Source organism: Wenzhouxiangella sp. YN1, from assembly GCF_056324145.1.
In genome coordinates, this window is sequence record NZ_JBJNIO010000090.1 from 104,736 (window position 1) to 130,943 (window position 26,208).

General features: G+C 64.4%; 22 protein-coding genes and 1 pseudogene. 10 read left to right on the forward strand and 13 right to left on the reverse strand.

The features are described from left to right. Nucleotides 1-7: 7 nt before the first annotated feature. Complete coding sequence (locus tag ACEWQZ_RS01590; protein ID WP_476481319.1) at nt 8-889, reverse strand: GGDEF domain-containing protein; 882 nt, start codon at nt 887-889, stop codon at nt 8-10. Next, entirely contained in the window at nt 832-1,848 is a 1,017-nt protein-coding gene (locus ACEWQZ_RS01595) for a CHASE3 domain-containing protein (RefSeq protein ID WP_476481320.1), read from the reverse strand. The genes ACEWQZ_RS01590 and ACEWQZ_RS01595 overlap by 58 nt, the downstream gene beginning before the upstream one ends. A gap of 101 nt (nt 1,849-1,949) precedes the next feature. Between ACEWQZ_RS01595 and murU the strand changes: the two genes are divergently transcribed. Next, on the forward strand, nt 1,950-2,618 hold the full coding sequence (gene murU / locus ACEWQZ_RS01600) for an N-acetylmuramate alpha-1-phosphate uridylyltransferase MurU (protein WP_476481321.1): 669 nt from the start codon (nt 1,950-1,952) through the stop codon (nt 2,616-2,618). Here the strand turns inward: murU and ACEWQZ_RS01605 are convergent. After that, nucleotides 2,591-4,174: an alkaline phosphatase family protein gene (locus ACEWQZ_RS01605; protein WP_476481322.1), complete on the reverse strand. Its 1,584-nt coding sequence runs from the start codon at nt 4,172-4,174 to the stop codon at nt 2,591-2,593. The genes murU and ACEWQZ_RS01605 overlap by 28 nt on opposite strands. Before the next feature lie 422 nt (nt 4,175-4,596). Here ACEWQZ_RS01605 and ACEWQZ_RS01610 point away from each other — a divergent pair, with 422 nt between their 5' ends. Together ACEWQZ_RS01610 and asnB are read left to right on the forward strand one after the other, a co-directional pair. Continuing rightward, nucleotides 4,597-6,309 (forward strand): hypothetical protein, encoded by a 1,713-nt coding sequence (locus tag ACEWQZ_RS01610; RefSeq protein ID WP_476481323.1) that lies wholly within the window; start codon nt 4,597-4,599, stop codon nt 6,307-6,309. A gap of 4 nt (nt 6,310-6,313) precedes the next feature. After that, on the forward strand, nt 6,314-7,972 hold the full coding sequence (asnB, locus tag ACEWQZ_RS01615; protein WP_476481324.1) for an asparagine synthase B: 1,659 nt from the start codon (nt 6,314-6,316) through the stop codon (nt 7,970-7,972). A gap of 5 nt (nt 7,973-7,977) precedes the next feature. On the opposite strand, the gene ACEWQZ_RS01620 is transcribed toward asnB, so the two are convergent. From ACEWQZ_RS01620 to ACEWQZ_RS01630, 3 genes are read right to left on the reverse strand one after another with little or no spacing between them, the layout of a single operon-like run. Further along, nucleotides 7,978-8,679, reverse strand: a complete 702-nt coding sequence (locus ACEWQZ_RS01620; RefSeq protein WP_476481325.1) for a hypothetical protein — start codon at nt 8,677-8,679, stop codon at nt 7,978-7,980. Nucleotides 8,680-8,692: 13 nt separating this feature from the next. Continuing rightward, nucleotides 8,693-9,274, reverse strand: coding sequence for a CDP-alcohol phosphatidyltransferase family protein (locus ACEWQZ_RS01625; protein ID WP_476481326.1), 582 nt, complete (start codon nt 9,272-9,274; stop codon nt 8,693-8,695). Then, on the reverse strand, nt 9,271-10,311 hold the full coding sequence (locus ACEWQZ_RS01630) for a DUF2066 domain-containing protein (RefSeq protein ID WP_476481327.1): 1,041 nt from the start codon (nt 10,309-10,311) through the stop codon (nt 9,271-9,273). The genes ACEWQZ_RS01625 and ACEWQZ_RS01630 overlap by 4 nt, the downstream gene beginning before the upstream one ends. A 192-nt stretch (nt 10,312-10,503) precedes the next feature. On the opposite strand from ACEWQZ_RS01630, the gene purM reads away from it, so the two are divergent. The 4 genes from purM to ACEWQZ_RS01650 are packed head-to-tail and all read left to right on the forward strand — an operon-like array spanning nt 10,504 to nt 14,266. After that, nucleotides 10,504-11,535, forward strand: a complete 1,032-nt coding sequence (purM, locus tag ACEWQZ_RS01635) for a phosphoribosylformylglycinamidine cyclo-ligase (protein ID WP_476481328.1) — start codon at nt 10,504-10,506, stop codon at nt 11,533-11,535. A 3-nt stretch (nt 11,536-11,538) separates the two neighbouring features. Further along, a complete protein-coding gene (gene purN, locus ACEWQZ_RS01640; protein WP_476481329.1) occupies nt 11,539-12,237 on the forward strand; it encodes a phosphoribosylglycinamide formyltransferase in 699 nt (232 codons plus the stop codon). Beyond that, the gene (locus tag ACEWQZ_RS01645; protein WP_476481330.1) at nt 12,227-12,937 is read left to right on the forward strand and encodes a DUF3108 domain-containing protein; all 711 of its coding nucleotides are present in this window, start codon (nt 12,227-12,229) and stop codon (nt 12,935-12,937) included. The genes purN and ACEWQZ_RS01645 overlap by 11 nt, the downstream gene beginning before the upstream one ends. Nucleotides 12,938-12,979: 42 nt before the next feature. After that, nucleotides 12,980-14,266 carry a M48 family metalloprotease gene (locus tag ACEWQZ_RS01650; RefSeq protein ID WP_476481331.1) on the forward strand — a complete coding sequence of 429 codons (1,287 nt, stop codon included), beginning with the start codon at nt 12,980-12,982 and terminating at the stop codon, nt 14,264-14,266. Between the two features lie 28 nt (nt 14,267-14,294). On the opposite strand, the gene ACEWQZ_RS01655 is transcribed toward ACEWQZ_RS01650, so the two are convergent. Next, nucleotides 14,295-14,786 carry a queuosine precursor transporter gene (locus ACEWQZ_RS01655; protein WP_476481332.1) on the reverse strand — a complete coding sequence of 164 codons (492 nt, stop codon included), beginning with the start codon at nt 14,784-14,786 and terminating at the stop codon, nt 14,295-14,297. 127 nt (nt 14,787-14,913) lie between these two features. Between ACEWQZ_RS01655 and ACEWQZ_RS01660 the strand changes: the two genes are divergently transcribed. Both ACEWQZ_RS01660 and ACEWQZ_RS01665 read left to right on the forward strand, forming a co-directional pair. After that, complete coding sequence (locus ACEWQZ_RS01660) at nt 14,914-15,867, forward strand: alpha/beta fold hydrolase (protein WP_476481333.1); 954 nt, start codon at nt 14,914-14,916, stop codon at nt 15,865-15,867. 70 nt (nt 15,868-15,937) lie between these two features. After that, complete coding sequence (locus tag ACEWQZ_RS01665; RefSeq protein WP_476481334.1) at nt 15,938-18,274, forward strand: AAA family ATPase; 2,337 nt, start codon at nt 15,938-15,940, stop codon at nt 18,272-18,274. Between the two features lies 1 nt (nt 18,275). Here ACEWQZ_RS01665 and ACEWQZ_RS01670 read toward each other — a convergent pair whose 3' ends face one another. Continuing rightward, complete coding sequence (locus ACEWQZ_RS01670) at nt 18,276-18,959, reverse strand: 3-deoxy-D-manno-octulosonic acid kinase (RefSeq protein WP_476481335.1); 684 nt, start codon at nt 18,957-18,959, stop codon at nt 18,276-18,278. Between the two features lie 37 nt (nt 18,960-18,996). Here ACEWQZ_RS01670 and ACEWQZ_RS01675 point away from each other — a divergent pair, with 37 nt between their 5' ends. Beyond that, nucleotides 18,997-20,055 (forward strand): glycosyltransferase family 9 protein, encoded by a 1,059-nt coding sequence (locus ACEWQZ_RS01675; RefSeq protein ID WP_476481336.1) that lies wholly within the window; start codon nt 18,997-18,999, stop codon nt 20,053-20,055. A gap of 55 nt (nt 20,056-20,110) precedes the next feature. On the opposite strand, the gene ACEWQZ_RS01680 is transcribed toward ACEWQZ_RS01675, so the two are convergent. The 5 genes and pseudogenes from ACEWQZ_RS01680 to ACEWQZ_RS01700 all read right to left on the reverse strand — a co-directional run. Then, complete coding sequence (locus ACEWQZ_RS01680; protein ID WP_476481337.1) at nt 20,111-22,471, reverse strand: Ig-like domain-containing protein; 2,361 nt, start codon at nt 22,469-22,471, stop codon at nt 20,111-20,113. A gap of 117 nt (nt 22,472-22,588) precedes the next feature. Next, a complete protein-coding gene (locus ACEWQZ_RS01685) occupies nt 22,589-22,978 on the reverse strand; it encodes a DUF6165 family protein (RefSeq protein WP_476481338.1) in 390 nt (129 codons plus the stop codon). 191 nt (nt 22,979-23,169) lie between these two features. Beyond that, nucleotides 23,170-25,272 (reverse strand): polyribonucleotide nucleotidyltransferase, encoded by a 2,103-nt coding sequence (gene pnp, locus ACEWQZ_RS01690; RefSeq protein ID WP_476481341.1) that lies wholly within the window; start codon nt 25,270-25,272, stop codon nt 23,170-23,172. Nucleotides 25,273-25,365: 93 nt separating this feature from the next. Next, entirely contained in the window at nt 25,366-25,635 is a 270-nt protein-coding gene (gene rpsO / locus ACEWQZ_RS01695) for a 30S ribosomal protein S15 (RefSeq protein WP_476481339.1), read from the reverse strand. Between the two features lie 7 nt (nt 25,636-25,642). After that, nucleotides 25,643-26,208, reverse strand: a pseudogene (locus ACEWQZ_RS01700) (hypothetical protein); the annotation flags it as partial.

Sequence of the window (26,208 nt, forward strand, 5' to 3'; positions counted from 1 at the left end):
CGCATTTTCAGGCGCCCTCGACCCGATTGCGGCCGGCTCGCTTGGCCCGATAAAGCGCCTGGTCGGCCTGTCTGATCAGCGCATCGGCCTGGTCGGCATGCAGCGGGAAGCCCGCCACCCCCAGTGATATCGTGACGTGATCGAGCAGCTGACGTTCGTGGTGCAGGGGCCGCTCGGCAACCGTATTGCGCAGCCGCTCGGCCGCCTCCAGCGCCTGTTCGGGCATGGTTCGCGGCAGCACGATGACGAACTCCTCGCCGCCAAGCCGGCAGACCAGATCCATATCACGCGCCTGCTCCTGCATCACGCCGGCGATGGTCACCAGAACTGCATCTCCGGCATCGTGGCCCCAGCTGTCGTTGAAACGCTTGAAGTGGTCGACGTCGAAGATGATCAGCGACAGCGGATGGCCGGTCCGACGGCTGCGCGACAGCTCACGGGCCAGTGTTTCATCCAGAAAGCGGCGGTTGTAGAGCCCGGTCAGCGGGTCACGGATGGATTGCCGGTGCAGTTTCTCACGCAAGCGCAGATTGCCCGTGCTCAACGACAGCGTTTCGGCCAGCACCGCAGCCATCTGTCGCGTCGGTTCGCCCAGGTGCGAGCCTTCCAACGGCGTGAGGCTGAGCACGCCAAGCACCTCACCGCGGTCCATCATGGGAATGCACAAGCCTTCGCTCTGGCCACACAGCGGAAAGTGGCGGCAGCCAGGATCGCCCTGCTGCTTGCAGAAGTGATAGCTGTAGCCCGAACGCAGAGACAGGCAGTCGTCGGGATTGAATACGCCATCCTCCGGAGCCGAATCATTCTCGGTCGCCCAGGTAATGGCCGTGGTCAGGTGGTCACGCGAGGCGCGATAGACGGCAACGGCCCCGCGGGTGCCCAGGAGCATCTTCGAGACATAACCTGAGGCCACTTCAAAGGCTTCGCTTCAAAGGCTTCGTCGATATGCTGACAACCCTGCAATGCCCGCGTCAGCCGATCGAGAAGCATGCCCTGCCGATGGCGCTCGGCCAGACGCTCGGCCATGCGGTTGAAACTGTCGGCCAGCTGGGCCAGCTCGCGGCTGTCTTCCAGGTGGATGCGATGGGCAAGATCACCCTGCGCGACGCGCTCGGAGGCATCGGCCAGGCTTTGCAGGCCGTGACGAACGCGGCCGATGGCGGCCGCCACCAGCAGCAGCCCCAGCAAGACCGCCAGCGGAGCGCCGATGATGCCCACCAGCTGTGCCTGCCGCTGCCGCAGCTCGGCCCGCTCGGTGCGGGTGGCAACCTGATTGCGCGCGTGTTCGATCAACTCGCGGGAACTGCGCTTCATCTCGTCGACCAGCGCCCGGCTGCGCTGGCTGGAAATGATGGCCTCCAGCTCTTCCTGCGCCGACGCGTCACCGCCCTGTTCCCGCGGTGGCAGGCTGCGCTGCAGCGCAATGACGGGCTCGGCGATCTCGTCGCAATAGCTCTGGAAAAGATCGGCAAAGCGCTCCAGCAGCCGGCGCTGCCTCGTGCCCTCTGGCCATGTCTGCCGGCCCTGCGCCAGAATCGCGGCATGGCGGTCGGTGGCCTGCTGATAGGGAGTGAGGGCGTCGCGCTCGCCGGCAATGACAAAGTCGCTTGTACCGGCCTGCAGGTCTAGGATACTGATCAACATCTGCTGTCCCAGAGTCACCCGCTGGCTGCTGCGCTCGACCTGATGCGACAGTTCGGCGTGGTCATGCATCAACTGATAGACCGCCAGGGCGATCAACAGGGCCAGCGCGCAGGGCACCAGGGCGTCAATCGCCACCTGCTGGCCGATGGTGCGGCGCTGGCCGGAGAAGGTACGTTGATAGGCTCGACTGTAGGCTTGACGCATGAGCTGCCGATACGATGGTGATGGCGGTGCAGAGTTCAGTGTAACGCGTGGCCGATGCATTTAGACTATGCAGCCTGCATGCTGACCAGTGGAGACCGCCATTGCGCGCCATGATCCTGGCCGCCGGTCGCGGCGAACGCCTGCGGCCGCTGACCGACACCACGCCCAAGCCGCTGATCGAAGTTGGCGGCAGACCCATGATTGTCCGGCACCTGGAAAGGTTGGCGGGCGCCGGAATCAAGCGGGTCGTGATCAACCTGGCCTGGCTAGGTGATCAGATCGTCGACCAGGTCGGCAGCGGCGATGATTTCGGCCTGCAGATCGACTATTCGCCCGAGCCTCCCGGCGCCCTCGATACCGCCGGTGGCATCGTCCAGGCCCTGCCCCTGCTGGGTCACGACCCGTTCATCGTGGTCAGCGCCGACATCTTGACCAACTACCGCTTCGAGCACCTGCCTGCCCGCCCGCAGGCGCAGGCTCACCTGGTTCTGGTCGACAATCCCGTGCATCATCCCGAAGGCGACTTCAAGCTGAGCGCAGGCCGAGTGCACTCGGGCACGGGGCGCCGCCTGACCTTCAGCGGCATCGCGGTGTTCCACCCCGAACTGTTTGCCGACCTGCCTCCGGGGCCCAAGCCACTGCGTCCCGTTCTGGAACAGGCCATCGTCGCCGGGCGCGTCAGCGGCGAGCACTTTGCCGGTTGCTGGGCTGATATCGGCACGCCACAGCGGCTCGCGCGGGCTCAGCAGTCCGGCCTCGCAGCCTCCTGAGCAAGACAGCGCGCACGCTCTAAGTCCGGCCGGCCGTCGTCGCCGGCGAGCGTCGCAGCCGCTTTCCTCAGCGGCGCCGTGGCCTCGACGATGGCGTGGAAGATGGCATTCTGCTCGATCACACCATGAATGGCCGCGGCGCCCGGCCCCCGGGCGTATACCGGAACGTCTTCGCCCGAGTGCCCGCCTGACCACAGCCCCACCGCTGACTCCTGCAGGTAGTCGGGGTTGCGGGGATCGACTTCGCTGAAGTCCGGCCGCTTTCCGGCGCGATAGCCCGGACCGCTGGCATAGCCCAGCACGGTGATCGGTCTGTCTTCCTCGTCTCGCATCAGGCGCGGCTCACCGCCCTCCAGACCCGGCCTTTCTGCCAGCCCGGCGATCGGGTTGCCGCGCCTGCCGTAGCCGCCAAAAGTCAGGGCATGACCGTGATCGGCGGTCACGATGATCAGGGTGTCTTCGCCGGTCATGGCGTCGGCGCGGCCGACCGCCTCGGCAAAGGCGATGGCGTCGGTCAGTGCGCGCCAGGCGTTGTTGGCATGATGTGCATGATCGATGCGACCGCCCTCGACCATCATGAAAAACCCCTGCTCTGAGTCGGACAGCAGGTCGACGGTTCTGGCCGTCATGTCGGCCAGGGAAGGTTCGCCGGCAATATCGTCGGCGCGGTCGTGCTCGTAGTGCATGTGGCTGGGCTGAAACAGCCCGAGAACCGGACCCTCGGCAGGTGCCTGCAGCGCCTCGAATCCGTCCAGATTCCACACGTAGCGCCCGGTTTCGTGGATGGCCTGCCATTCCTCGATCAGGTTGCGGCCGTCGCCGCGGTGGCCTCGCTGATCGGCGTCTTCCGGATCGCTCACGCTGGCAGGCAGAAAGGCCCGACGCCCGCCACCGAAGACCACGTCGATGCGGCCCAGTGGATACTCGATCAGCTGGCGCGCGATGTCATGGCAGCCGAGCTCGCGCTGCGAAGAGGGAATGCCGCGGTCGGTTTCCCACTGGCGATCCACTGCGCGGGCATACAGCGCGGCCGGAGTGGCGTGGGTGATGCGGGTGGTGGTCACGATGCCGGCCTTCATCCCGCCCAGCTTGGCGAGATCAAGCAGGGTCACCAGCTCACTGCCGCGCATCGAATCGCAGTCGGCGCGCGTGGCGTTCTGATCAACGGCAATGGCACCGGCAAAGCTCTTCACGCCAGTGGTCATGGCCGTCATCGTGCCGGCCGAGTCGGGCGTCTGCTGATTGGTGTTGTAGGTCTTGGCCAGGGCGGTATGGCGAAAATGCTCGAAGTGAAGGAGGTTCTCCTCCCCCGATTCACCACGCAGCTGGCCTTCGAGAATGCGCGCCGCCGCTACCGTGGCCAGGCTCATACCGTCGCCGACAAACAAAATCACGTTGCGCGCCTCGCCCGGAGCATCCAGCGCCGAGCGGCGTTCGGCAATCAGGGTCTGGCCGTCGCGGTACCAGCGCGCCGGGCTTTCTCCGGCCGCGGCCACGCCAGGCGACAGCCACATCCACGAGATGGCAACAAGCAAGAAACAAATCAGTCTGTTCATGCGCTCGAGTCTAAGGCATCCTGCAAATATAATGGCGGGCCGGGTTCGCGCTTGACGTGTTTGACGCCCAACGCAATTGAACAGCGCCGCTGTGACCGGCTACACTTTGCACCTGCCAGTCTTTCTGGGCAGCGTTGGCGCTCGAGATCGATATTGCTCGGGATACCGTACCCGCTTGGGCCACGAGCATGCCCGAAGGTGAACGCAGCTGCCGTGTTCGACGGGGCCAGGGCGCCCGGACAGCAGGCCGGGAGCACTGCAAGACCCGGCCGGAGAACCAAGGCCACCGGGCACTAGCCAATCGCAGTACCAGAATCGTGGCGACGGGACGAATTGACGCTGCCTCTTGACAGGTGTGTTGGTGACGTACAACACTAGCACCAGATTTCGATAACCGAACATCCCCCGGAGGGAATTGAACCATGATCCGCAAGCTTGCCGTTCTCGGCTTTTCCACTCTGCTCGTCGTCGGCTGCGGCCAGGACGAAGCAGACAGCTCGGCATCGGACCGCCCGTTCGACGCCGATTCCGATCAATCCGACATCGCCGCGACGCTGTTCGATCGCGTCGATGCCGATACCGCCCTGCTGCTGGCCAACCTCGAGCCGATTCCTGAAGATCTCAGCGAGAAGCTCTGGGCGCCGCTGCAGTCCATGTCGGACTTTCACAGCAAGAACTACAACGAACTTGCCGACGAGCTCGATGACGCCCCGGTGGCCGCCGCGATTCTGCGCGAGTTCTCGAAAATCGACGGTGCCGCCGCCTTTGCCGAGCGTGGCCTCGACCCCAACGGGCACTGGGCCATGCACGCCGTGAGCCTGTATCCCTTCATTCACTGGCAGCTGTCCGATGCGCAAGCCTTTCGCGCCACGCTCGAGCGCATTGCGGCCGATGCCGAGACCGAGCTGAACTGGCGCAAGATCGAGGATCGCGAGGTGCTGTGGGCCGAGCTGGAAGATGTCGGCGTCGCGCTTTCCTACGACGACCGCTTTGCCACCCTGGCGCTGGTGCCCGAAAACGACACCCTGCTGCGGCGCGTGGCCAACCTGGACCAGCCGACCCGGGCGTATGATCCAACCGACCTGGAGAGTTTTTCCGACGAACGCGGCTATACGCCCTACGGCAGCGGCTTCATGGACTTTGGCCGGCTGATCAATCAGCTGCTCGACAGCGACGAAGAGATGCTGGCCGCGGTTCGCGAGTCCACCGAGCTGGGCCAGATCGCCGGCAACCCGGCCTGTCGCAGCGAGTTGAACGCGCTGGTGGCGCTGTTCCCGCGCGCCAGCCTGGGCTATACGGAAGTCAGTGACAATCGAATGGCCTTCGACATGACCGTCGAAGCCGACCCGACTTTTGCTCAGCGCATGCAGACCATTGCCGACACGCCGATCGACCTTGGCGGTGAAAATGCCGGCGTCATCGAGTTCGGGCTGGCACTCAACATCGTGGGCACACGTGATTTTGCCCGCGAAGTGGTCGGTGGCTGGGTGGAGAACCCGCCCCAGTGCCCGCTGTTTTCCAGCATTGGCGCCAAGGCCGGTGAATGGCAGACCACCCTCAACCAGCCCATTCCGCCGGTCGTCACCAACTTTCACGGCCTGCGACTGAACCTCGACAGCCTCAGCCTCGACGATCAGTTCAACGTCGAATCCGCCAACGGCTCGCTGGCGCTGTTCATGCGCAACCCGCAGATGATGCTGGGCATGGCGCAGATGTTTTCGCCGGAGCTGGCCGCCATTCAGCTCGAGCCGGGTGGCGAGCCCCAGCCGGTACCGGCCGAGGTGATCCCGAACCTGCCCGAGGGCATCGCTGCCTTCATCGGCATGAGCGACGGGGCACTTGGTCTGGCGGTGGGCGAGCAGCAGAAGGATGCGCTCAACGAGGCCATGGAGCCGGGCGAGAGCGATGGCGCCGTGTTCAGCTACGGCATCAACTTTGCCGGCTATGCCGACGCCCTAGGCGACCTGATGGCCGGCATGCAGGAAAAACTGCAGACCGAGGATGACGAAGCGCTCAACGACAGCCCCGCCGCGGCCCTGGACGCCATGGCCGAGCTGTACGACTACACCGAAGCGAGCATGCACCTGACCGAGCGCGGCATCGAGTTCCGCAGCACGGTCACGCTCAAGGACTGAAGCCGTGTGTTCCATTCTCGGCCTCTTTGATATCCCCGCAGGCCGCACCGGCCTGCGGGGCCTTGCCCTGGAGGCCTCGAAAAGACAGCGTCACCGCGGCCCCGACTGGAGCGGCATTCACGTCCACGAGCGCGCGATCATCGCCCACGAGCGCCTGGCAATCGTTGACATCGAATCCGGCGCGCAGCCCCTCGTGTCCACCGACGGAAACCTGGCGCTGGGCGTCAACGGCGAGATCTACAATCATCGCGAACTGCGCGCTGAGTGCGCGGACCACGATTTCCAGACCGGCTCGGACTGTGAGGTCATCCTCGCCCTCTACCGCAGGTACGGCAGCGAATTCCTGAATCGCCTCAACGGCATTTTCGCCTTCGTGCTCTTCGACAAGGCAGAGGATCGCTACCTGATTGCGCGCGATCCGGTCGGCGTCATGCCGCTCTACCACGGGCGCGACGACGACGGCATGCTCTGGGTTGCCTCCGAGCTGAAGGCCATCGAGCCCTGGTGCCGGCAAGTCGACATCTTTCCGCCCGGCCACCTGCTCGACTCGCACGAGGGCGAGATCCGTCGCTGGCATCAGCCGGTCTGGCGCGAGTTCGACAACGTCACCCGGCCCGCTGACCGGGGCCTGCTCAGGCAGGCGCTGGAAGATGCCGTGCACCGTCAGATGATGTGCGACGTACCCTACGGTGTACTGCTCTCCGGCGGCCTGGACTCGTCGCTGATTGCCGCCATCACCCGGCGCTACTCCGACCACCGCATCGAGTCGGGCGATACCGAAACGGCCTGGTGGCCGCGTCTGCACTCCTTTGCCATCGGCCTGGAAGGATCACCCGATCTGGCGGCGGCGCGCATTGCCGCCGAAGCCATCGGTACGCAACACCACGAGTTCCACTTCACCATTCAGGAAGGCCTCGACGCGCTCGACGACGTGATTGCCCATATCGAGACCTTCGATGTCACGACCGTACGCGCGGCAACGCCGATGTTCCTGCTCGCCCGGCGCATCAAGGCCATGGGCATCAAGATGGTGCTCTCCGGCGAGGGGGCAGACGAAATCTTCGGCGGCTATCTGTATTTTCACAAGGCGCCCGATGCGCGTGCCTTTCACGAGGAAACCGTGCGCAAGCTCGACAAACTGCACCAGTTCGACTGCCTGCGCGCCAACAAGGCGATGGCGGCCTGGGGAGTTGAAGCCCGGGTCCCGTTTCTCGATCTGGCGTTTCTCGATACCGCCATGTCGATCGACCCGGCCGCCAAGATGGCCGGTGCCGGCCGGCCCGAAAAGGCCATCCTGCGCGAAGCCGGGGAAGGCCTGCTGCCCGACGAGATCCTGTGGCGCCAGAAGGAGCAGTTTTCCGACGGTGTCGGCTACGGCTGGATCGATGCCCTGAAAGAGCATGCCGAGGCGCGGGTAAGCGATCGGGAGCTGGCCGAAGCGGCGCAGCGCTTCCCGGTCAACCCGCCGACCTCCAGGGAGGCCTGCCTGTACCGCCGGATGTTCGAGCGGCATTTCCCTTCTCCGGCAGCCGCCACCACCGTACCCGATGGGCCGTCGGTGGCCTGCTCCACGCCCGAAGCGCTGGCCTGGGATGCAGCCCTGATGAACTTGAGCGACCCGTCCGGCCGCGCCGTGCGCGGGGTGCACAAACAGGCGTATTGAGCCGATCAGAGCGCGTTTGATCGACGCTGCGCAACTCCCTCGTTGAGCAAGTCGCGCACCAGCGGCACCGATAACGTGCGCCGCTCCACCAGCGCCCGCTGGGCACCGGTCTGGATCAGCTCGGCCAGGCAGCCGGGGTTGCGGGGCGCACGGCTGAGCGCATACTCGACCACGCCCCGACCCAGCACGACTTCGTGTTCGGCGGCCAGCTTGCGAACCAGCTCGCCCAGCTCGGGTTCCTCGAGCGGCTTGAGCGTCAAACGGGTAGCCTGACCCAGGCGGGAACGCAGGTCGGGCAGCGCGAACGCCGCACGCCCCGCCCCCGACATCAGCACCCCCGTGCGCTCGGCACGCCAGCGGTTGAGCGCATTGAAAAGCGCCTGCTCGCCTTCCGGATCGCCGGCCAGCTGGTCGATATCATCAAGCACCACCCAGTGGCCCGTGGCGTGTTCCAGCAGCAGATGCTGACGCGGTTTTTTCAAGGCGACAAAATGCGCCTGCTCGCCCTGCCGGCAACGCTCGGCAAAAAAGGCGGCCAGCAGATGCGAACGCCCCGAGCCCGGCGGCCCGGCCAGAAAACACCACTCGCCAACGGCCACGCCCCCGTTGAGGGTGGCCACCACCACCCGGTTGGGCCCGGCAACAAAGTTGTCAAAGCTCGGCCGACGCGGCGGATTGAGCGCAAGTGGAAGCTGAAGACGGGTCATGCAGGCAGAAACCTCAGGGCCCGGGGTCACTCTCGCCGCGGCGCCGCGAGCGACTGACCACGATCGCCCGCCCGACCCATATCCAGAGATACTGGGTGAGCGTGATGACCGCCAGCAGACCCACCAGCCAGACCAGCCCGATCTGCGCTTCTCTGGGCAGCGGCAGCCCGGCCAGGCGAACGAGAACGAACCACATCAGAAACACCTGACAGAAGGTGTTGAAGCGCGACAGCTGGGTAGGCTCGGCGTCGAACCGTTCGAAACGGGTGTAGTAGACATAGCCGCCGATCACGATCACCAGGTCGCGAAAAATGACCAGCCCGATCAGCCACCAGGGCAACTCGGCCAGCCAGCCCAACGTCAGATAGCCGGCCATCATCAGCATCTTGTCGGCCAGCGGATCAAAAACACTTCCCCAGCGCGACTGCCAGGAAAAGCGACGCGCCAGCCAGCCGTCCAGCAGATCGGACACGCCGGCGAATACCGCCAGCGCCAGCGCCCACTGATACTGGCCCACAAGCAGCAGCCAGACCAGGGGCGGCACCACGACCATGCGCCCGATCGTCAGCAGATTGGGAATGAAGCTCAGATTCAAGGGACCAGCCTGAGGTGAAGGCTGCGGTCGCTCCGGCGGCGCGCCATTTCCAGCAAGCCCGACAGCGTCAGATAGGTTTCCAGATCCTGCCCGCTGGCGAGGACCTCGAAAGTGATCTGCCGGTCTTGCGCCGCGACCACGCGCAGCTCCTCGACCACGCTGAGATTGTCGATATGGCGCAGCACCTCAGCGTATTGCACCTCATCGACAATGCCGTTTACGGTGACCTGCCAGCGCGCCGGTTCGCCGTCAAGGTCGAGCACGGCATAGCGCGATGCCAGCGCCGATGCGATCCGCTGCAGACCGCTGCGAATCAACGCTTCGGGATGCTCTGCGCTGTGACTGTAGGAGGCATCCTGTTGCTCGATTCGCCAGCGCCAGCGGCCCGACCAGTGCGGCTGCTCGGGGTCCGGATCGGCCAGCCGGAGATCGAGCATGGCGATGACGCCGGCGCCATAACGGCGGGCGCTGGCCGTGGCCGAACCGAGAAACCCGCCGCGCACGTCCTGCAGCGACATCTCGGTCAGATCCATGGCATCACGCAGCGGGCGCACCAACTCCAGGCCCAGCCGTCGCGCTTGATCGGCCATGACCCACTCCAGCCGGGGGTCAGCGACAAAGCGGGTGTCCTGTTCATCCTCGACCACGGCCCAGAGCAACACCGCCGGGCGCTCCGCGCCCCAGTGCGGCAGACGATTGCGCCGCAGCAGCTGGTTGATCGAAGGCTGATCAAAGTCCACCTGCAGACGCAGCGAATCCTCGCGCTCCCCCTCTTGATTGACGACGCTGCGCTGCACCCGCTGCTGCGACAGAATCAGGCCGGTCACATCACTTGCCGTCAGACCAAGCTCGCTGACCAGAGACCGATTGAAGTCCCCCGTCAAACGCGCCAGCACCACGTCGAGCGCCGCAAGCTGTTCGGTCGCACCAACCTGTGCTTCGCGTTCTACCGGCACCTCACCGGTATAAAGAGAAGCAGCCGCAGCCGGAGTGACAAGCAGGCCGAGCAGAAAAAGACTGAGGAAAATTCGAAGCATGACGCGAGCAAAGATAGCACAGGGTGAACCAATCCAAGCCGCCGCTGAAAGCCGGCGACAGGAAGCGCTTCCAGCGGGCGAAGGCAAGCCGCGCCGATGGCCCATGGGGGCTCGCGATCGCGCTGCAGCCAGCGCCGGAGAGCGCAATACGTCATAATACCCGGTCACTCAATGACAGGCCGCCGACAAGCGATGAACAAGCGCACGTCACCGCCCCTGAGCTACCGCGACGCCGGTGTCGACATCGACGCCGGAAATGCCCTGGTCGACCGAATCAAGCCGCTGGTCAAGGCCACCAGCCGACCCGAAGTACTTGGCGGCCTGGGCGGATTCGGCGGACTGTTTCACCTCGGACAGCGGTTTCGCGATCCGGTGCTTGTTTCCGGTACCGACGGGGTAGGCACCAAACTGCTGCTCGCGCGCGAATTGGGCCGGCACGACACCATCGGAGTCGACCTGGTCGCCATGTGCGTCAACGATATTCTGGTCTGTGGAGCCGAGCCACTGTTCTTTCTCGACTACTTCGGCTGCGGCCGCCTTGATGTCGACGCGGCAACCGAGGTGGTATCGGGCATTGCCGAAGGCTGTCGGCAGGCCGGCTGCGCCCTCATCGGCGGCGAGACCGCGGAAATGCCGGGCATGTACGGCGACGGGGAGTATGACCTGGCCGGCTTTGCCGTCGGCGCCATCGAGCGTGACGACATCATCGACGGGGCCGGCATCGACACCGATTGCGTGCTGCTCGGCCTGGCGGCCAGCGGGCCGCACAGCAATGGCTACTCGCTCATTCGAAAAGTGATCGAGCGCAGCGGCGAGTCGCTCGACTCGCCTTTTGGCCAAACCACCCTCGGTGATGCTCTGCTCGCGCCGACCCGCATTTATGTGCCGCAGATCCAGAGCCTGATCGGGCACCATGAAATCCGGGGCATGGCGCATATTACCGGCGGCGGACTGACCGAAAACATCGTGCGTATCCTGCCCGAAGGCCTCGGACTGGAGATCGACACCAGCGCTTGGACGCCGCCACCGGTATTTGACTGGCTGCAGCGCTCGGGCGCCATCGCGGATGGCGAAATGCGGCGCACCTTCAACATGGGCATCGGCTTTGTTCTGGTCGTGCCTGCCAGCCGCGCCGGAGCCATTGCCGACGCCCTCGGTGAGCCGGCGCCCATCATCGGCCGCGTCGTGCGTCACCGTGACGGCGAACGCCTGCGGTACTGCTGAAGCATGTCCACCGGCGAGCGACCGCGCCTGGTGGTGTTGCTGTCCGGGCGCGGCAGCAATTTTCAGGCGATCCAGCGAGCAATCGAAGCTGGCTGGCTGAAGGCCGAGATCGCTGCGGTCATTTCCGACCGCGCGCAGGCGGCCGGCCTGGAGCGGGCGGCGGCGGCCGGCATCGACACCGTGGCGCTGGAGCGCGCAACCTTCCCCGACCGTGCCGCGTTCGAGGCCGCGCTCACAACCGCCATTGCCGGCTTCGACGCAAGCTATATCGTGCTGGCCGGTTTCATGCGCGTTCTCGGGGCGGAGTTCGTCACCCGCCACCTGGGGCGACTGGTCAACATCCACCCCTCGCTGCTGCCGCGCCACCGTGGCCTGCAGACGCACCAACGCGTGCTCGACGCCGGTGAGCGCGAACACGGCGCCAGCGTTCACTTCGTTACCCCCGCGCTCGACGCCGGCCCGGTGATCAGCCGCGTGACGCTCGCCGTCGACAACGCCGATACCGCCGACACACTTGCCGAGCGCTTGCTGCCGATGGAACACCGGCTTTACCCGGCCACGCTGGCACTTTTGCTCCAATACCGAGTCGAACTACGCCATGACTGCATTCATATCGATGATCAACCGCTCGACCACCCGCTGGAGTTTGGCCGCGACCTGGCTCCTGATGGCTGTCTGCTCGTGCGCGGCAATGGCCGCTGACACCGCCCCGATCCCCGCTCACGACGCCCGCTACGAGGTTCTGCGCCACGGCAAGAAGATCGGCGAACTCACCGCCAGCCTCGAACGGCTCGACAACGGCGTCTGGCACTACCGCTCCGACACCCATGCCACGGCGTGGTGGGTCAAGGCGCTGAACGTGTCGGCCGACGAAGCCGCCCATTTCGTCTGGCGCGGCGACCGCATCCAGATGCTGACCTATCATCACGCTCAGCACGCACCAGCCAACAACCGCTTCTTCCAGCACCGCACGGATTGGGAGGCCGGCACCACTGAAGTGCGCACCGAAGACGGTACAGAGACGATCGAGCTGGTCGACAACATGGTCGACCCCCTGAGCCTGCGCCTGCAGCTGGCGGCCAACCTGGCCGACGAATCGCAGCGCCGGGTCACCCACGATTTCACCCTGCTCGACCGCAATAGAGTCAAGCACAAGCAGTATGCCTTCGATGGCGAAGAGACCCTGAAGGTGCCCGCCGGCTGCTTCGACACCGTGCGCATCCGACGCATCGAAAAACCCGGCGCGGACAAGACCAACCTGTCATGGCACGCCGGTGACTTCAACTGGATGCCGGTGCGCATTCTCCGCCGGGAAGGCGGCAAGGACAAACTGGACATCCGTCTGGTGAGCACGAACCTGCCTCTGGACGGCTGCCAAGGCCAGCCCGGAACGGAAGACTGATCAGCCGTATAATTCGTCCCATACTCACCGTGGAGATCACCGATGCAACGACTGCTCAGCACCATCGCCGTTCTTCTCCTGGTCGCCGGCTGCGCCACCAACCCGGTCACCGGCGAACGTGAGTTCAGCCTCTATGGCGAGGACTGGGAGCGCCAGGTCGGACAGCAGCAATATGCGCCAATGCGCCAGGCCCAGGGTGGCGATCTGGTGGTCGATCAATCCGTGGTCGACTACGTCCAGTCGGTCGGTCAGCGCGTGGCGCAGCAGTCCGACCGCGAACTGCCCTATGAATTTCATGTCATCAACAGCTCAGTACCCAACGCCTGGGCCCTGCCGGCCGGCAAGATCGCGGTCAACCGCGGGCTGCTGACCGAGCTGGGCTCGGAGGCCGAGCTGGCTGCGGTGCTCGGCCACGAGGCCGTTCACGCCGCTGCCAGCCATAGCGCCCAGTCTGCTTCACGCGCGGCCCTGGCCCAGGGCGCGGTCATGCTCGGCAGCGTCGCCGTTGGAGCCGCCACTGAAGATGGCCAATACGCCCAGGTCGCACAGCTGGGCGGCATGCTCGGCGCGCAGCTCATTCAGCAGCGCTACTCGCGTGATGCCGAGCGCGAAGCCGACTACTACGGCATGAGCTACATGAAACGCGCCGGCTACGATCCCGCCGCCGCGGTGGATCTTCAGGAAACCTTCGTGCGGCTGTCGGAAAACCGCGAGCAGGGCTGGGTCGACGGCTTGTTTGCCTCGCACCCGCCCTCGCAGGAACGGGTCGTGAACAACCGCAAGCGAGCCGATGAGCTGGGCCGTGGCGGGCGCATAGGGCGTGCGGAGTATCAGCAACAAGTAGCCCGCCTCAAGCGGATGCAGCCCGCCTACGAGGCCCACGACGCCGGCCGCAAGGCGCTTCAGGAAGGCAATTTCGACGAGGCCCTGCGCCGGGCCGATGAGGCCATTGCCATCGCCGACGATGAAGCCCTGTTCCACGCCTTGCGCGGAGATGCTCTGGCCGGCCGCAAGGACTTCGATGCCGCCGAACAGGCGTTTTCGGCTGCGCTGGCGCGCGATTCAGGCTGGTTCTACCATCACCTGCGCCGCGGGATAGTGCGCGAACAGCGCCGTCAATGGTCAGGCGCCCGTACCGATCTGCAGGCCAGCCTGGAGCTGCTGCAGACCGCCGACGGCCACCTCCACCTGGGCAACGTCGAGCGCGCCTTCGACAACCGCAAGCAGGCCATCGAGCACTACAAGGTGGCTGCCCAGTCCGACACCCCGGCCGGGCAGCGCGCCCGCAAGCACCTTGTCGACATGGGCGCCATCCAGCCACAGGGGTAACCCCCTGGCCGATCGTGGCGATCGTGGCTCAAGCGCGCCGAGCTACCGCGCGCCAGGGAATGAGCAGCGTCAGGGCAATCGTGACCTTGACGCCGTAATCTCCCACGGCCAGGGTGGCCCAGGGCAGTCCGGTGCCGACAAATGCCAGACAGAAGAACAGCGCGGTGTCGACGGCCGACCCGATCACGCTCGAAAACAGCGGCGGCTGCCACCAGGCACGTTTTCGCAGGCGGTTGAAGATCGCCACGTCCATCAGCTGGGATACCAGAAAGGCTGCCCCCGAAGCGATGGCGATACGCGGGCTGGCCAACCAGATCGACACCAACACCCCCACCGAGAAGCCGACGTAAACCACCTTGCGGGCCGGCGCGGGCCCGAAGCGCCGGTTGGTCAGGTCGGTAACGAAGTAGGAAACCGGATAGGTCAGCGCCCCCCAGGTCAACCAATCGTTGAGCGGAAACTGGACAAGGTAGTTGGAGCTGGCGACCACCAGCACCATGGCGATAATCTGCAGGGGCATGGCGCTCAACCCACGGTAAACCGACAGGCGGCCATTCTACCGGGCGCAGCGGCTGTTCAGCGCGCTGAATTTTCGCCAATATGGGTTATCCTCGAATCTCAGTGTCGAAAGAGGGTCGCATACTGCCATGATGATCTGGATCATCGCATTGCTGATCGGGCTGGCGGCCTGGGCGTCGTTCTGGCTGCTGTGGCCAAAGCCACTGGCGCATCTGCTGCTGGCCGCCGAGCGCCGAAGAGGACATCTCAAGGCCCGCCGCTTGCGCTGCGGCAACATCGACTGGCAGCTTCTCGAAGGCGGCCACGGCGAGCCACTTGTGCTGCTGCACGGTTTCAACGGCGACGGCTATCACTTCACGCGCGTGTCGCGCCGCCTGGGCCAGCACTTTCGCGTCATCGTGCCCGACCTGCCCGGCTTTGGTCAGACCCTTTTCGAGGGTGAGCTCGCCTATCACATCGAAGCCCAGGCCGAACGCGTGCAGCGGCTTCTCGACGAGCTCGGCATCGAGCGTTTTTTTCTGGGCGGCAGCTCGATGGGTGGCTACCTGGCCTGCGCGCTGGCCAGACGTATGCCGGGGCGGGTCCGGGCGCTGTGGCTGCTCAACCCCGGCGGCCTGCAAACCGCCACGCTGTCGCCGCTGCTCGAACAGGTGGCACAGGGCGGTGACAATGCCCTGGTGATACGCAACCGCCAGGACTTTCACCGGCTCATGGACTACTGCTTCGTCCGCCCGCCGTGGATTCCCGCACCCCTGGCGCGCCAGCTGGCTGACCGCGCCGGTGCCCACGCGCAACGCGCGCAGGCAATCTTCGACGCCCTGCGCTTTGGCTCCACCGCGCTGGAGACGCTCGCCGACGGCTTGAACGTGCCGGCGTTGATTGTCTGGGGACAGGCCGATCAGGTGCTGCACCCCGACGGCCTCAGGCTGCTGGCAGAGCGCATGCCGCAGGCCCAGGCCCTGCTGTTGCCCGACATCGGCCACCTGCCGATGATCGAACAGCCGGCCAGAACCGCCGAGGCCTGGATCAGCTTTGCCGAGTCCACGGCGCGCCGACAAACTTATCAGGCTGCGCCCGTGTAATATGGCCTACCGGGTGGGGATGACATGAACGCTGGAGGCATCATGCAAGCAGACCGGGAAGGATTCTGACGTGGTTCGGCGTGCAATTCCGCCGGAACGGCTGCGCTGGCAGCCCGATGAGGACGATATTCCGGGTGACTCGACCCGCGAGATCCCGGTGCTCGAAGGCACCCTTGGCCAGGACGCGGCACAGGAAGCGCTTCATTACGGCATCGCGAACCCGGGGCACAACCAGCACATTTTTCTGCGTGGGCCCCGCGGCAGCGGTCGCCAGCGGTTGCTCGACAGTGTGTTCCACACGCTTGGACCGAAGACAAGGCAGCGCCGAGACTTCTGTTTTGTACACAATTTCTCCAACCCCGATCGCCCGCGGCTGATCACCCTGCCGCGGGGACAAGGGCGACCATTCCAGAAGCAGATGCATCGCATTGCCCTGTTCGTGCGCGAACGCCTGCCCGAGATTCTGGCCAACGATCCCATACGCGGCCGGCGCGAGGCACGGCGGGAAGCAGCCGAACGCGATGTTCGCATGCTGATTCGACCGCTGGAGAAGGAACTCGAAGCCGAAGGCCTGGCGCTGATTCGCAGTCAGGCCGGCCCCAACGCTCGCCTGCAGGTTTCGGTGCGCATCATGGGCAAGCCGGTCTCTCAGGAAGAGTTTCGCAACATGGTGGCGCGCAAGCAGGCCACCGAGGAAGACCGCAAGAAATTCGAGGAACGCATCGGCTCCTACGAAGACGAGCTTGAGAGAATCTCGCGCCAGATCCGTCAGAAGTGGCAGCAGGCGCAACAGCACATCGAGCAGATCGATGTCACCGAAACCGCGCGCATCATGGGTGAGATGACCGGCGAAGTCTCACAGCGCTTCAAGGCCGACGGCGTCGAAACCTTTCTGCGCGAGGTCATTGACGATGTGCTGGAAAAGCGCATCGGTCACGAGACCCGTCACCTGGCCGATCCCAGCGTGCTCTACGGCGTCAACGTGCTCAACATGGGCCGCGACGGCAGCGACGGTGCTCCGGTGGTCGCAGCCAGCTCAACGTCATCTGCCGCGCTGTTCGGCACCGTCGACCCGGCCTGGCGCAGAGGTGACCGGGCGGTGGCGTCTTTCCAGGGCATCCGCTCGGGCGCGCTGATTCAGGCCGACGGCGGCTTTCTGGTGCTCGATGCCGAAGACCTGGCCGACGAACCCGATGTGTTCCGCCAGCTTTTGAGAATACTCAGAACAGGGACAGTGGCGATCGCTGCACCCACCGTCGACTGGAGTCAGGCGGCGCAGTCGCTGCGCCCCGAAGCGGTGCCCGTCGATATTGGCGTGATCCTGGTAGGTGACGCCGTCGCCTACCACCAGCTTGCATCGGGCAGTCGTGAGTTTGCCCGGCGCTTTCGTCTGCTGGCTGATCTGGCGCCCAGCATCGCGCGCGACGCCGAAGGCATCGACCGAACCTGTCGCTTCCTCGCGGCTGTGGTTCAGCACGAAAACCTGTCGCCACTCAACCGCCCCGCCCTGGCGGCGGCGGTGGAAATCAGCGCGCGCATGTCGGATCAGGCGGCCCGCCTGACCACGCATACCGGTCGGCTCGCCGAAATCATTCGCGAAGCCGCCTACCTGACGACCAACGAAGGCGAGAGCGAGATCGGTCGAGAACAGATCCTCACCGCCTACGGCAGGATTCGGCGCCGGGCCGCCCTGCCTTCGGCCCTGATCCGGCAGCAGCTGGCCGACAGCGGCGCCATCCGCCTGCGTGGCCGCTCTACCGGACAACTCAACGTGATCGGTCGCGAACGACTGGCCGAAGAGGTGTTCGGCACACCCGCCCAGCTCAGTATCAGCATTGCGCGTGCCGGCGAGGGAAGCCTGTCGCTGGAGAGCAGTGGCCAGACCCTGCCCGTGCGGCAGTTCCTGCTGCCGATGATTGCCGAGCTGCTGCACTTGCAGCGGCTGCCCGATCTGCACGCCGCGATGACCATCGAACCGGCGATTGATACAGCCGACATCGCCAGCAGCCTGCTGGGCCAGGCCTGCGGTCTGCTCATTACCCTGTCGGGCCTTTCGATCAGGCAGGAGGTGGCAGTGATCGGCCGAGTGGATGCACGCGGACAGCCTGGCGGCGCAGACCAGATCAACGAACGCATCGAGGCATTCTTCGATGCCTGCGATCACGTCGGCCTTAACGGGAAGCAGGGCGTCATCATCCCGGCGACCGAGCGCGACCGCCTCAACCTCGACAGACGGGTGATCAAGGCGGCCATCAACGACCAGTTTCACATCATGGCTGTCGCCAGCATCGCCGAGGCGCTCGAGCGCCTGACCGGCAAGGCTGCCGGCATGTGGACCCCGAACGGCTTCCCGGAAGACTCCGTTCTTGGCCTGGCGCGCAGTGCGCTTGCGGAAAGCAAGCCTTGAATCAGGCCGATGACGCAGCCTTTCGAAGCAGCTGGCGTTGGCCGCGAATGCCCAGCTTGTCGAGCGAACGTTCCAGGCGTGCGAGCATGGCTTCGGGATCAACCGGCTGGCTGTCGATCCGGGCGCGGTCGAAGTCGATGACGTGCCAGCGGCAGTCGCCGTCGATCAACAGGTTGGTTGCATTGAGATCAGGATGCACTACGCCGGCGCGGAAAAAACTGCCCAGTGTTTTGCCGAGCCGCTCCCAGTGCTCCGCTTCCAGGAGATCTGCAGCCTGCGGCAGGCTGATGGCGTTGGGGATCAGGCGGGTCAGAAGAGCAGCGCGTGCGGTCAGCCCGCGGCGCTCGCATCCGGCCAGCAGCGGTCTGGGCACCGGCAGGCCGCTGTGGTGAAGCCGGGCCAGCACCCGAAACTCCCGGAAGCTGCGGCTGCGGGCGTAGCCGGTGAACAGATAGCGATCGCGGCTGATGCGGGCAATCAAACCGCCGCGCAGACAGCGTCGCAGCACCGCGGGCCCGGCGTCGCTGGCAACGGCCAGTGCCTGCCCGCGGCCGCCGAACTCATCGAGCACCGCGCCGCGCAGACGCCAGAATTCCGGTTCCAGCCATTCGGGGCTGACCACGTCCAGCACCGACGGGTCATATAGAATACGTACCGAGCCTGCTTGCAGTTCCTTTTCCGGCATAGCGCCCCTGTCACCCTTGTAATTCGATTACCTCATCGTGCCCGATTCCCGAACGAACGAGCCGCCTGCATCCATCTGCCTGCTGCGCCTTTCGGCGCTGGGTGATGTATGCAACACCGTCCCGCTGGTGCGGGCGCTGCAGCGAGCCTGGCCGGACACGGTGCTGACCTGGATTGTGGGCAAGCCCGAGTACCGGCTGGTGCACGACCTGCCGGGTGTGGATTTCATTGTATTCGACAAGGGCAGTGGGCTTGCCGGGTTTCGTGCCCTGCGGCAGCAGCTCCGCGGTCGCCGCTTCGACACGCTGCTTCTGGCACAGGTCTCGCAGCGGGCCTCGCTCGTCTCGGGTCTGGTTCGGGCACGTCGCCGGATCGGTTTCGACTGGGCTCGCGCCCGGCTCGGCCATGGCCTGGCGATTTCCGAACGCATCGCGGCCGTGCCGTTTCAGCACCAGGTGAACGCACTGCTGCAGTTCGCCCGACATCTGGGCGTGGACTGTACCAACGTCGATCGACGGCTGCCTGTTCCCGCCGAAGCCCGAGCGTTCGCGCGGCAACAACAACCGGAGGAGAAGCACGCTGTCGTCATCAGCCCGTCATCGAGTCATCCCGGCCGCAACTGGTCGGCGCGGCACTATGCAACGGTGGCGGACTGGGTGATTGAACACACCGGGCGGGACGTCATTCTCATGGGCGGGCCCAACGAGCGCGAGCGGGCACTGGGCGAGGCGATCGAGCAGGCCATGAACAACGCGGTCAACAATCTCGTGGGTCAGGACACGCTCAAACAGGCGCTGGCCATGCTCGAACGCGCGGCCTGCGTGATTGCGCCGGACTCCGGCCCGGCGCACTTCGCCGATGCCATGGGTACGCCGGTGGTCGGCCTGTATGCGGCCACCTGGGCCCGGCGTTCGGGGCCGTTTGCCAGCCTCGATCATACGGTGGATCAATTCGCCGAGGCGGCCAGAACCTTCAAGAAGAAATCTCCCGAGCGCCTGCGCTGGGGCAGACGCCTGGAATACCCCGGGGTAATGGAGCTCATTACCCCGGCGATGGTGATCGAAAAACTTGCGGCGGTACTGAAAGAAAAAGCCTGATCAATCCCGCTCGGGACTGATCAGGCTCAGCCGTTCAAACTATCGGTCAAACGGGCTATCGGTCAAACGGGCACTCGATACCGCTGCCGGCCCGCTCGGAGCGAGTGGCGGCATCATCCACGCGGACGATGGTGATGTTGGCACTGTCCTGTTCACCGTGGATATCTTCAATGGTGTAACTGAAGTGATGCCGGCCATCACAGCTCAACGAGAGCTCGACCACGACACTGCCGTCGGAGTTCACGGTGTAGTTTGCCGGTGGGCCATACCACTGCTCCATGCCGACGATTCTTATGGAATCACCCGAGTCATTTTCCATTGGATGGATGGTGATGGTGGTCTGGCCCGGCTCGGTCATGTAGCCGTCAGGGACGGCCTCGAGGCCACCGCCCGGCTCCCCATCCGGCCTTACGGTCACGTTGACGCTCGCGCTGGCTTCGCCGCCACGCCCGTCGCTGACGGTGTACTCGAAGCTGTCGCTGCCGACAAAGTCGTTTTCAGGCTGGTAGCGCAGCATCTCGCCAATCTGCGTGACCGTGCCGCTGTCGGGCTGAGTGAAGGCGGCGACTGACAATTGGTCGCCGTCCGGATCGCTCGCCGAGCCCAGCACATCGATATCGACCGACTGGTTCCGCCCGGTCGCCACCGAAATGTTCTCGGCGACCGGCGGCTGGTTGCCCGACTGGACGTTGACGGTTACCGTTGCGCTGGCCTCGCCACCAAAGCCATCCTCGATGGTGTAGCCAAAATGGTCGCTGCCGATAAAACCAGCGGCTGGCGTATACAGCAGCTGATTGCCGCTGATCGAGACCTGGCCATTGCCGGCTTCGGAGACGCTGATGATGGTCAGCGCATCGCCATCGGGGTCGCTGTCGTTGGCGAGAACATCCAGAATGTTATCCGTCGAGTCGGCTTCCACGCTGAATTCGCTGTCGACGGCCTGCGGAGGACGGTTATCGAATTGGATCTCGCCTTCGGTCACGCTGGCGCTGCTTTCCTGATAACGATAGTAGTCGACAATGCGCTTGTGACGGACCGGGTTGCGCAGCCCGCGGCGGATCCACGGCGCCTCGACCGGCACTTCGATCTGGCGGATTTCGGTTGCCGGCTCGTCCGGGCCCACGGTCACGGTCTCGGTACTGGTACGCTCGGTCACGAAACTGATTTCCACCCGGCGGTTGCGGCTGCGATTTTCCTCGCTGTCGTTGGGGAAGCGCGGATCGGTTTCGCCCTTGCCCTGCCAGTCGATGCGCTCGGCGTCAATGCCCTGGCCGGTCAGGTAATCCACCACCGAGCGCGCGCGTCGCTCGCTCAGGCCCTGGTTGTAGGCTTCGGTGCCGATATTGCAGGTGTGGCCGACAATCTGGATATCGCCAACCAGGCCGCCGTCGGCCATCACTGAGAGGACTTCGTCGAGCGTCCTTTCTGCCGCCGGCTTGAGCGCCGAGCTGTCGAAAGCAAATGTGGTGCGATCGCTCAACGTGACCTCATTGGCCACGACGCGCTCTTCGGTGCGCGGCTCGCCGGGGACCTCGACCTCCACCTCACGGTACTGTCGAGCGGGGGCGTATGAGCCGTTGCCGCCGCCAAAGCTGAAGCTGTAGACGATGCTGCCGCGCAGGTCGTTACTGTCAAGCACGAAGTCGCCGCTCTTGTGCGCGTAGCTGGTGCGCAGGCTCAGGCTGTGTGGTGAACGATAAAAATGCTTGTCCAGCGACAGCGAGGCCGTCAGCTGAGAAGAGCTGAAGTCCCCTTCTTCGTAGTCCAGACCGCCCCGCAGCCGGACCAGGGGATTGTCGAAAAAGCGCTCCGCGCGCAGGCCCAGACCCCAATCGTAGGGCTCTTCGAACCAGTCGGTGACGGTCTCGATACTGTCCACGCGCGAAAATGCCCGGCCATCGATCTCACCGGTGACCAGCTTTTCCTCGATGGTGCTCACGCGATCGACCAGGCGCTCGTCGGTCAGCGCCGTCATGCCGTAGCCGGAGAATGCCCAGTTGCGCCCTTCCCAACCACCGCCAAAGGTCAGCTTGCGGTCGTCGAGCTGGTTCTGGTCGGCGGCAACGAACAGCTTGGCCACGTTGCCGTCGGTGTAGACCGGCCCGTCGGGACCCTCTTCGGCAGTTGCGTTGATCAGCCAGTGATAGTTGAGCTTGACGCCACCGGCACCCTGGCTGCCCAGCCAGCCGTCGCCGATGAAACTTGAACGCTGCGACTCGTAAAAGGCCGCCTGAAGCTCACCGACCACATCGAACTCGCTGTCGAGCCCGACGCCAAGACGGTAGCGATCACCTACGAAATGAAAGGTTGGTGTGCCGGCCTGGGTGCGGGGCTCCCCGCTGTCATCGACCTGGGCGACGGCTACGGTAACAACGCTCTGGGCAAGCACCAGAGCAAGTATCATTTTGCGAAACATCGCAGCGCCTCTGCTGTTCTTGTTTGGGGGACGAAGGCAATTCTACTACCCAAACGTGCATAAGGCCACGAAAACCATCGGAAACTTCGGGAAGGTATAGTTGTCAGCGATGATTAGTCAGCGGTAATCGCGGTACGACTTTTCTTCGACGATTTCCGACCCCAGCCGTTCATTGATCTGTTTCTTGAACGCGGCGCGTTCATCATTGCGGACATAAACCGATCGCGCAAGCTCGATGAAGCGGTCGCCGAAGCGCCTGCCGCGCTCCTCGTCGCGAATTGCATCTTCGATGTCCCAGAGGGCTTCGTTGACCTTGCGCAGCCGATCGCGCAGCACAACGACTTCATCGTCATCGACCGCTGCCTTCGCCCAGGCGCTTGAGAGCAGCTCGTATTCGCGCCGCACATTCGCCACTTTGCCATCGTCGTCGATGCGGTCGAGCTTGATTTCGAGGATGGTGAGCTTGTCGAGCAGCTCGCCGGGAGATACGGGAATCAGCAGTTCCATGTGTCATTCACCCTGTCAGGGCCGCCGGGGCCGCAGTTCAACCCCTGGCGGCGGTTTTCCGTAACAAGCAAGCGCCAGGCTCACGGCGGGGCGCGAAGCGCAAAGAAAACAGCCCTTGTTGGTGAACCTTTCGTCCTTCTTGGTTACAAGCAAGGCGGCGGCCCGGAGACCGGGCAGCCGCCATCTTGCCATCAGGAAGCCTTTTCGTCTTCCTTGAGCGCTTTCATGCTCAGACGGATGCGCCCCTGCTTGTCGACCTCGAGCACCTTGACCTTGACCTTGTCGCCCTCGGCCAGTTCGTCGGTGACATTCTCGACGCGCTGATCGGAGATCTGCGAGATGTGGACCAGGCCATCCTTGCCGGGCAGGATGGTCACGAAGGCGCCGAAGTTCATGATCTTGGTCACCGTACCTTCGTAGACTGCCCCCACCTCGACGTCGGCGGTGATCTGCTCGATGCGCTTGCGCGCGTCGTCTGCCGCGGCCTGGTTGACCGAAGCGATGGTGACCGTTCCGTCGTCCTGGATGTCGATGGTGGTTCCCGTCTCCTCGGTGATCTGGCGGATGGTGCTGCCGCCCTTGCCGATGACGTCACGGATCTTGTCGGGGTGCACCTTCATGGTGAACAGGCGTGGCGCGTACTCGCTCATTTCCTCACGCGGCTTGCCGATGACCGCGTTCATCTCTTCGAGAATGTGGTTGCGCCCGGCATGCGCCTGCTTGAGGGCAACCTCCATGATCTCGCTGGTGATGCCGGTAATCTTGATGTCCATCTGCAGGGCGGTCACGCCCTCGGCCGAGCCGGCCACCTTGAAGTCCATGTCACCGAGATGGTCTTCGTCGCCGAGGATGTCGGTGAGCACGGCAAAGCGATCACCGTCCTTGATCAGGCCCATGGCAATGCCGGCCACCGGCGCCTTGATCGGCACACCGGCATCCATCATCGCCAGCGAGGAGCCGCAAACCGTGGCCATCGAGCTCGAACCGTTGGACTCGGTGACTTCCGACACCAGGCGCAGCACGTAGGGAAACTCCTCACCCGTGGGCACCACGGCGGACAGCGCGCGCTTGGCGAGCTTGCCGTGCCCGATCTCGCGACGTTTCGGCGCCAGCATGTGATTGGTCTCGCCCACGCAATACGGCGGGAAGTTGTAGTGGAGCATGAACGGCTCCTTGTACTCGCCCTCGATGGCGTCGATGATCTGCGCATCGCGACCGGTACCCAGCGTTACCACACACATCGCCTGCGTCTCGCCACGGGTAAAGATGGACGAGCCGTGGGTGCGCGGCAGGAAACCGACCGACATATCGAGCGGACGCACCGTCGTCAGATCACGGCCGTCGATCCGGGCCTGACCGGAGAGAATCCGCTCGCGAACCAGATTCTTCTCCATCGCGCCGAACACATCCGCAACCTCGTCGACAGCAGGTGCGGACTCGTCGTCTTCGCTGCACAGCTGTTCGACCACACGATTCTTGACCTCGGAGATGGCGTCACGACGCTGCATCTTGTCGGTCAGATCGTAGGCCTTTTCAAGCCCATCGCCGATGGCGCTCTTGACCTTCTCTTCGAGGCCCGCCGGCGCCTCCGGCGCCTGCCAGTCCCATTTCGGCTTGCCGGCTTCAGCGGTCAGCTCGCTGATGGCCTGGATGGCAACCTGCATCTGCTCATGGCCAAAAGTGATCGCGCCCAGCATCTGCTCTTCGCTGAGCTGCTCGGCCTCGGATTCGACCATCAGCACGGCATCCGCGGTGCCGGCCACCACCAGATTCAGCCGGGAGTCCTCAAGCTGCGTGGCCGTCGGGTTGATGACATACTCGTCGTCAACGAAACCAACGCGGGCACCACCGATGGGGCCCTGAAACGGGCAGCCCGACAGCGACAGCGCCGCCGAGGCACCAATCATCGCCGGAATATCGGCATCGATTTCCGGATTCGACGACATCACCGTGGCAATCACCTGGGTTTCGTTGAGAAAGCCTTTCGGAAACAGCGGGCGGATCGGGCGGTCAATCAGGCGCGAGGTCAGGGTTTCCTTCTCGGTAGGACGCCCTTCGCGCTTGAAGAAGCCACCGGGAATGCGGCCAGCGGAATAGAATTTTTCCTGATAGTTGACGGTCAGGGGAAAGAACGCCTGACCGGGCTTGGCTTCCTTGCGGGCCACGGCAGTCACCAGAACCACGGTGTCGGCCATGGTCACCAGCACGGCACCATCGGCCTGACGCGCGACGTGCCCGGTTTCGAGCGTGACGTCATGCTCGCCGAATCTGAAAGTCTTGCTGAACTTCTTCACTTCACTCACTCCACTTTGCACTTGCAATAGAAAACACCCCGGAACAGCTCGAGAGCTGCCGGGGTGTTGATAGCGATCGGATCAATCCGCTTCTTAGCGACGCAGGCCAAGGCGCTCAATCAGGTCGCGGTAACGCTGGATATCCTTTTTCTTGACGTAATCCAGCAACGAGCGACGCTGATTGACCAGCTTGAGCAGGCCTCGACGGGAGTGATGGTCTTTCTTGTGATCGGCAAAATGCCCGGTCAGGTTCTGAATGCGCGCGGTCAGCAGCGCAACCTGCACTTCCGGGGATCCGGTGTCACCCTCGGCGAGCTGGTAGTCCTTGACAACCTGGCTCTTTTCTTCAGCGGTCAGAGTCATTTTCAACCTACTCCAAAAAATGGGTTCTTCGGGCGACCGGGCTTTTCCAGAAAACCCCCTGGGCTGACCCCAGGTCGGGCTTTGTGCAAAAGCCCCAGTCGCCGGTTTTCATCAAGCCCGGCATTATACCCGCCCTTGAGAGGCTGCGACAAGCCGTTTTATCCCGAAAAATGCAGCCGGCGTGCTTGCGCTGAATGCGGGCCTGTTTTCCGACTGGCTGGCTGAGCCTGCTCTCCCGGGTTTGCGGGGTGGCTGCGCCGCAACACTCAAGGCGAAAACGGCTGTCAGCCGGCGACACGCATTTTCCGGGCGCAGCCTCACCGACCCAAGCCGACCAGCCGACCAGCCGACCAGCCGACCAGCCGACCAGCCGACCAGCCGACCAGCCAACCAGCCAACCAGCCGACCAGCCGACCAGCCGACCAGCCGACCAGCCGACCAGCCAACCAGCCAACCAGCCAACCAGCCAACCAGCCAACCAGCCAACCAGCCAACCAGCCAACCAGCCAACCAGCCAACCAGCCAACCAGCCAACCAGCCAACCAGCCAACCAGCCAACCAGCCAACCAGCCA

What these genes read in the sequence shown, in the direction of transcription:
- ACEWQZ_RS01590 (WP_476481319.1), bottom strand. Translation starts at nt 889, where the DNA reads ATGCTCCTGGGCACCCGCGGGGCCGTTGCCGTCTATCGCGCCTCGCGT.
- ACEWQZ_RS01595 (WP_476481320.1), bottom strand. Translation starts at nt 1,848, where the DNA reads ATGCGTCAAGCCTACAGTCGAGCCTATCAACGTACCTTCTCCGGCCAG.
- ACEWQZ_RS01605 (WP_476481322.1), bottom strand. Translation starts at nt 4,174, where the DNA reads ATGAACAGACTGATTTGTTTCTTGCTTGTTGCCATCTCGTGGATGTGG.
- ACEWQZ_RS01610 (WP_476481323.1), top strand. Translation starts at nt 4,597, where the DNA reads ATGATCCGCAAGCTTGCCGTTCTCGGCTTTTCCACTCTGCTCGTCGTC.
- ACEWQZ_RS01620 (WP_476481325.1), bottom strand. Translation starts at nt 8,679, where the DNA reads ATGACCCGTCTTCAGCTTCCACTTGCGCTCAATCCGCCGCGTCGGCCG.
- ACEWQZ_RS01630 (WP_476481327.1), bottom strand. Translation starts at nt 10,311, where the DNA reads ATGCTTCGAATTTTCCTCAGTCTTTTTCTGCTCGGCCTGCTTGTCACT.
- purM (WP_476481328.1), top strand. Translation starts at nt 10,504, where the DNA reads ATGAACAAGCGCACGTCACCGCCCCTGAGCTACCGCGACGCCGGTGTC.
- purN (WP_476481329.1), top strand. Translation starts at nt 11,539, where the DNA reads ATGTCCACCGGCGAGCGACCGCGCCTGGTGGTGTTGCTGTCCGGGCGC.
- ACEWQZ_RS01645 (WP_476481330.1), top strand. Translation starts at nt 12,227, where the DNA reads ATGGCCGCTGACACCGCCCCGATCCCCGCTCACGACGCCCGCTACGAG.
- ACEWQZ_RS01650 (WP_476481331.1), top strand. Translation starts at nt 12,980, where the DNA reads ATGCAACGACTGCTCAGCACCATCGCCGTTCTTCTCCTGGTCGCCGGC.
- ACEWQZ_RS01655 (WP_476481332.1), bottom strand. Translation starts at nt 14,786, where the DNA reads ATGCCCCTGCAGATTATCGCCATGGTGCTGGTGGTCGCCAGCTCCAAC.
- ACEWQZ_RS01660 (WP_476481333.1), top strand. Translation starts at nt 14,914, where the DNA reads ATGATGATCTGGATCATCGCATTGCTGATCGGGCTGGCGGCCTGGGCG.
- ACEWQZ_RS01670 (WP_476481335.1), bottom strand. Translation starts at nt 18,959, where the DNA reads ATGCCGGAAAAGGAACTGCAAGCAGGCTCGGTACGTATTCTATATGAC.
- ACEWQZ_RS01680 (WP_476481337.1), bottom strand. Translation starts at nt 22,471, where the DNA reads ATGTTTCGCAAAATGATACTTGCTCTGGTGCTTGCCCAGAGCGTTGTT.
- ACEWQZ_RS01685 (WP_476481338.1), bottom strand. Translation starts at nt 22,978, where the DNA reads ATGGAACTGCTGATTCCCGTATCTCCCGGCGAGCTGCTCGACAAGCTC.
- rpsO (WP_476481339.1), bottom strand. Translation starts at nt 25,635, where the DNA reads ATGACTCTGACCGCTGAAGAAAAGAGCCAGGTTGTCAAGGACTACCAG.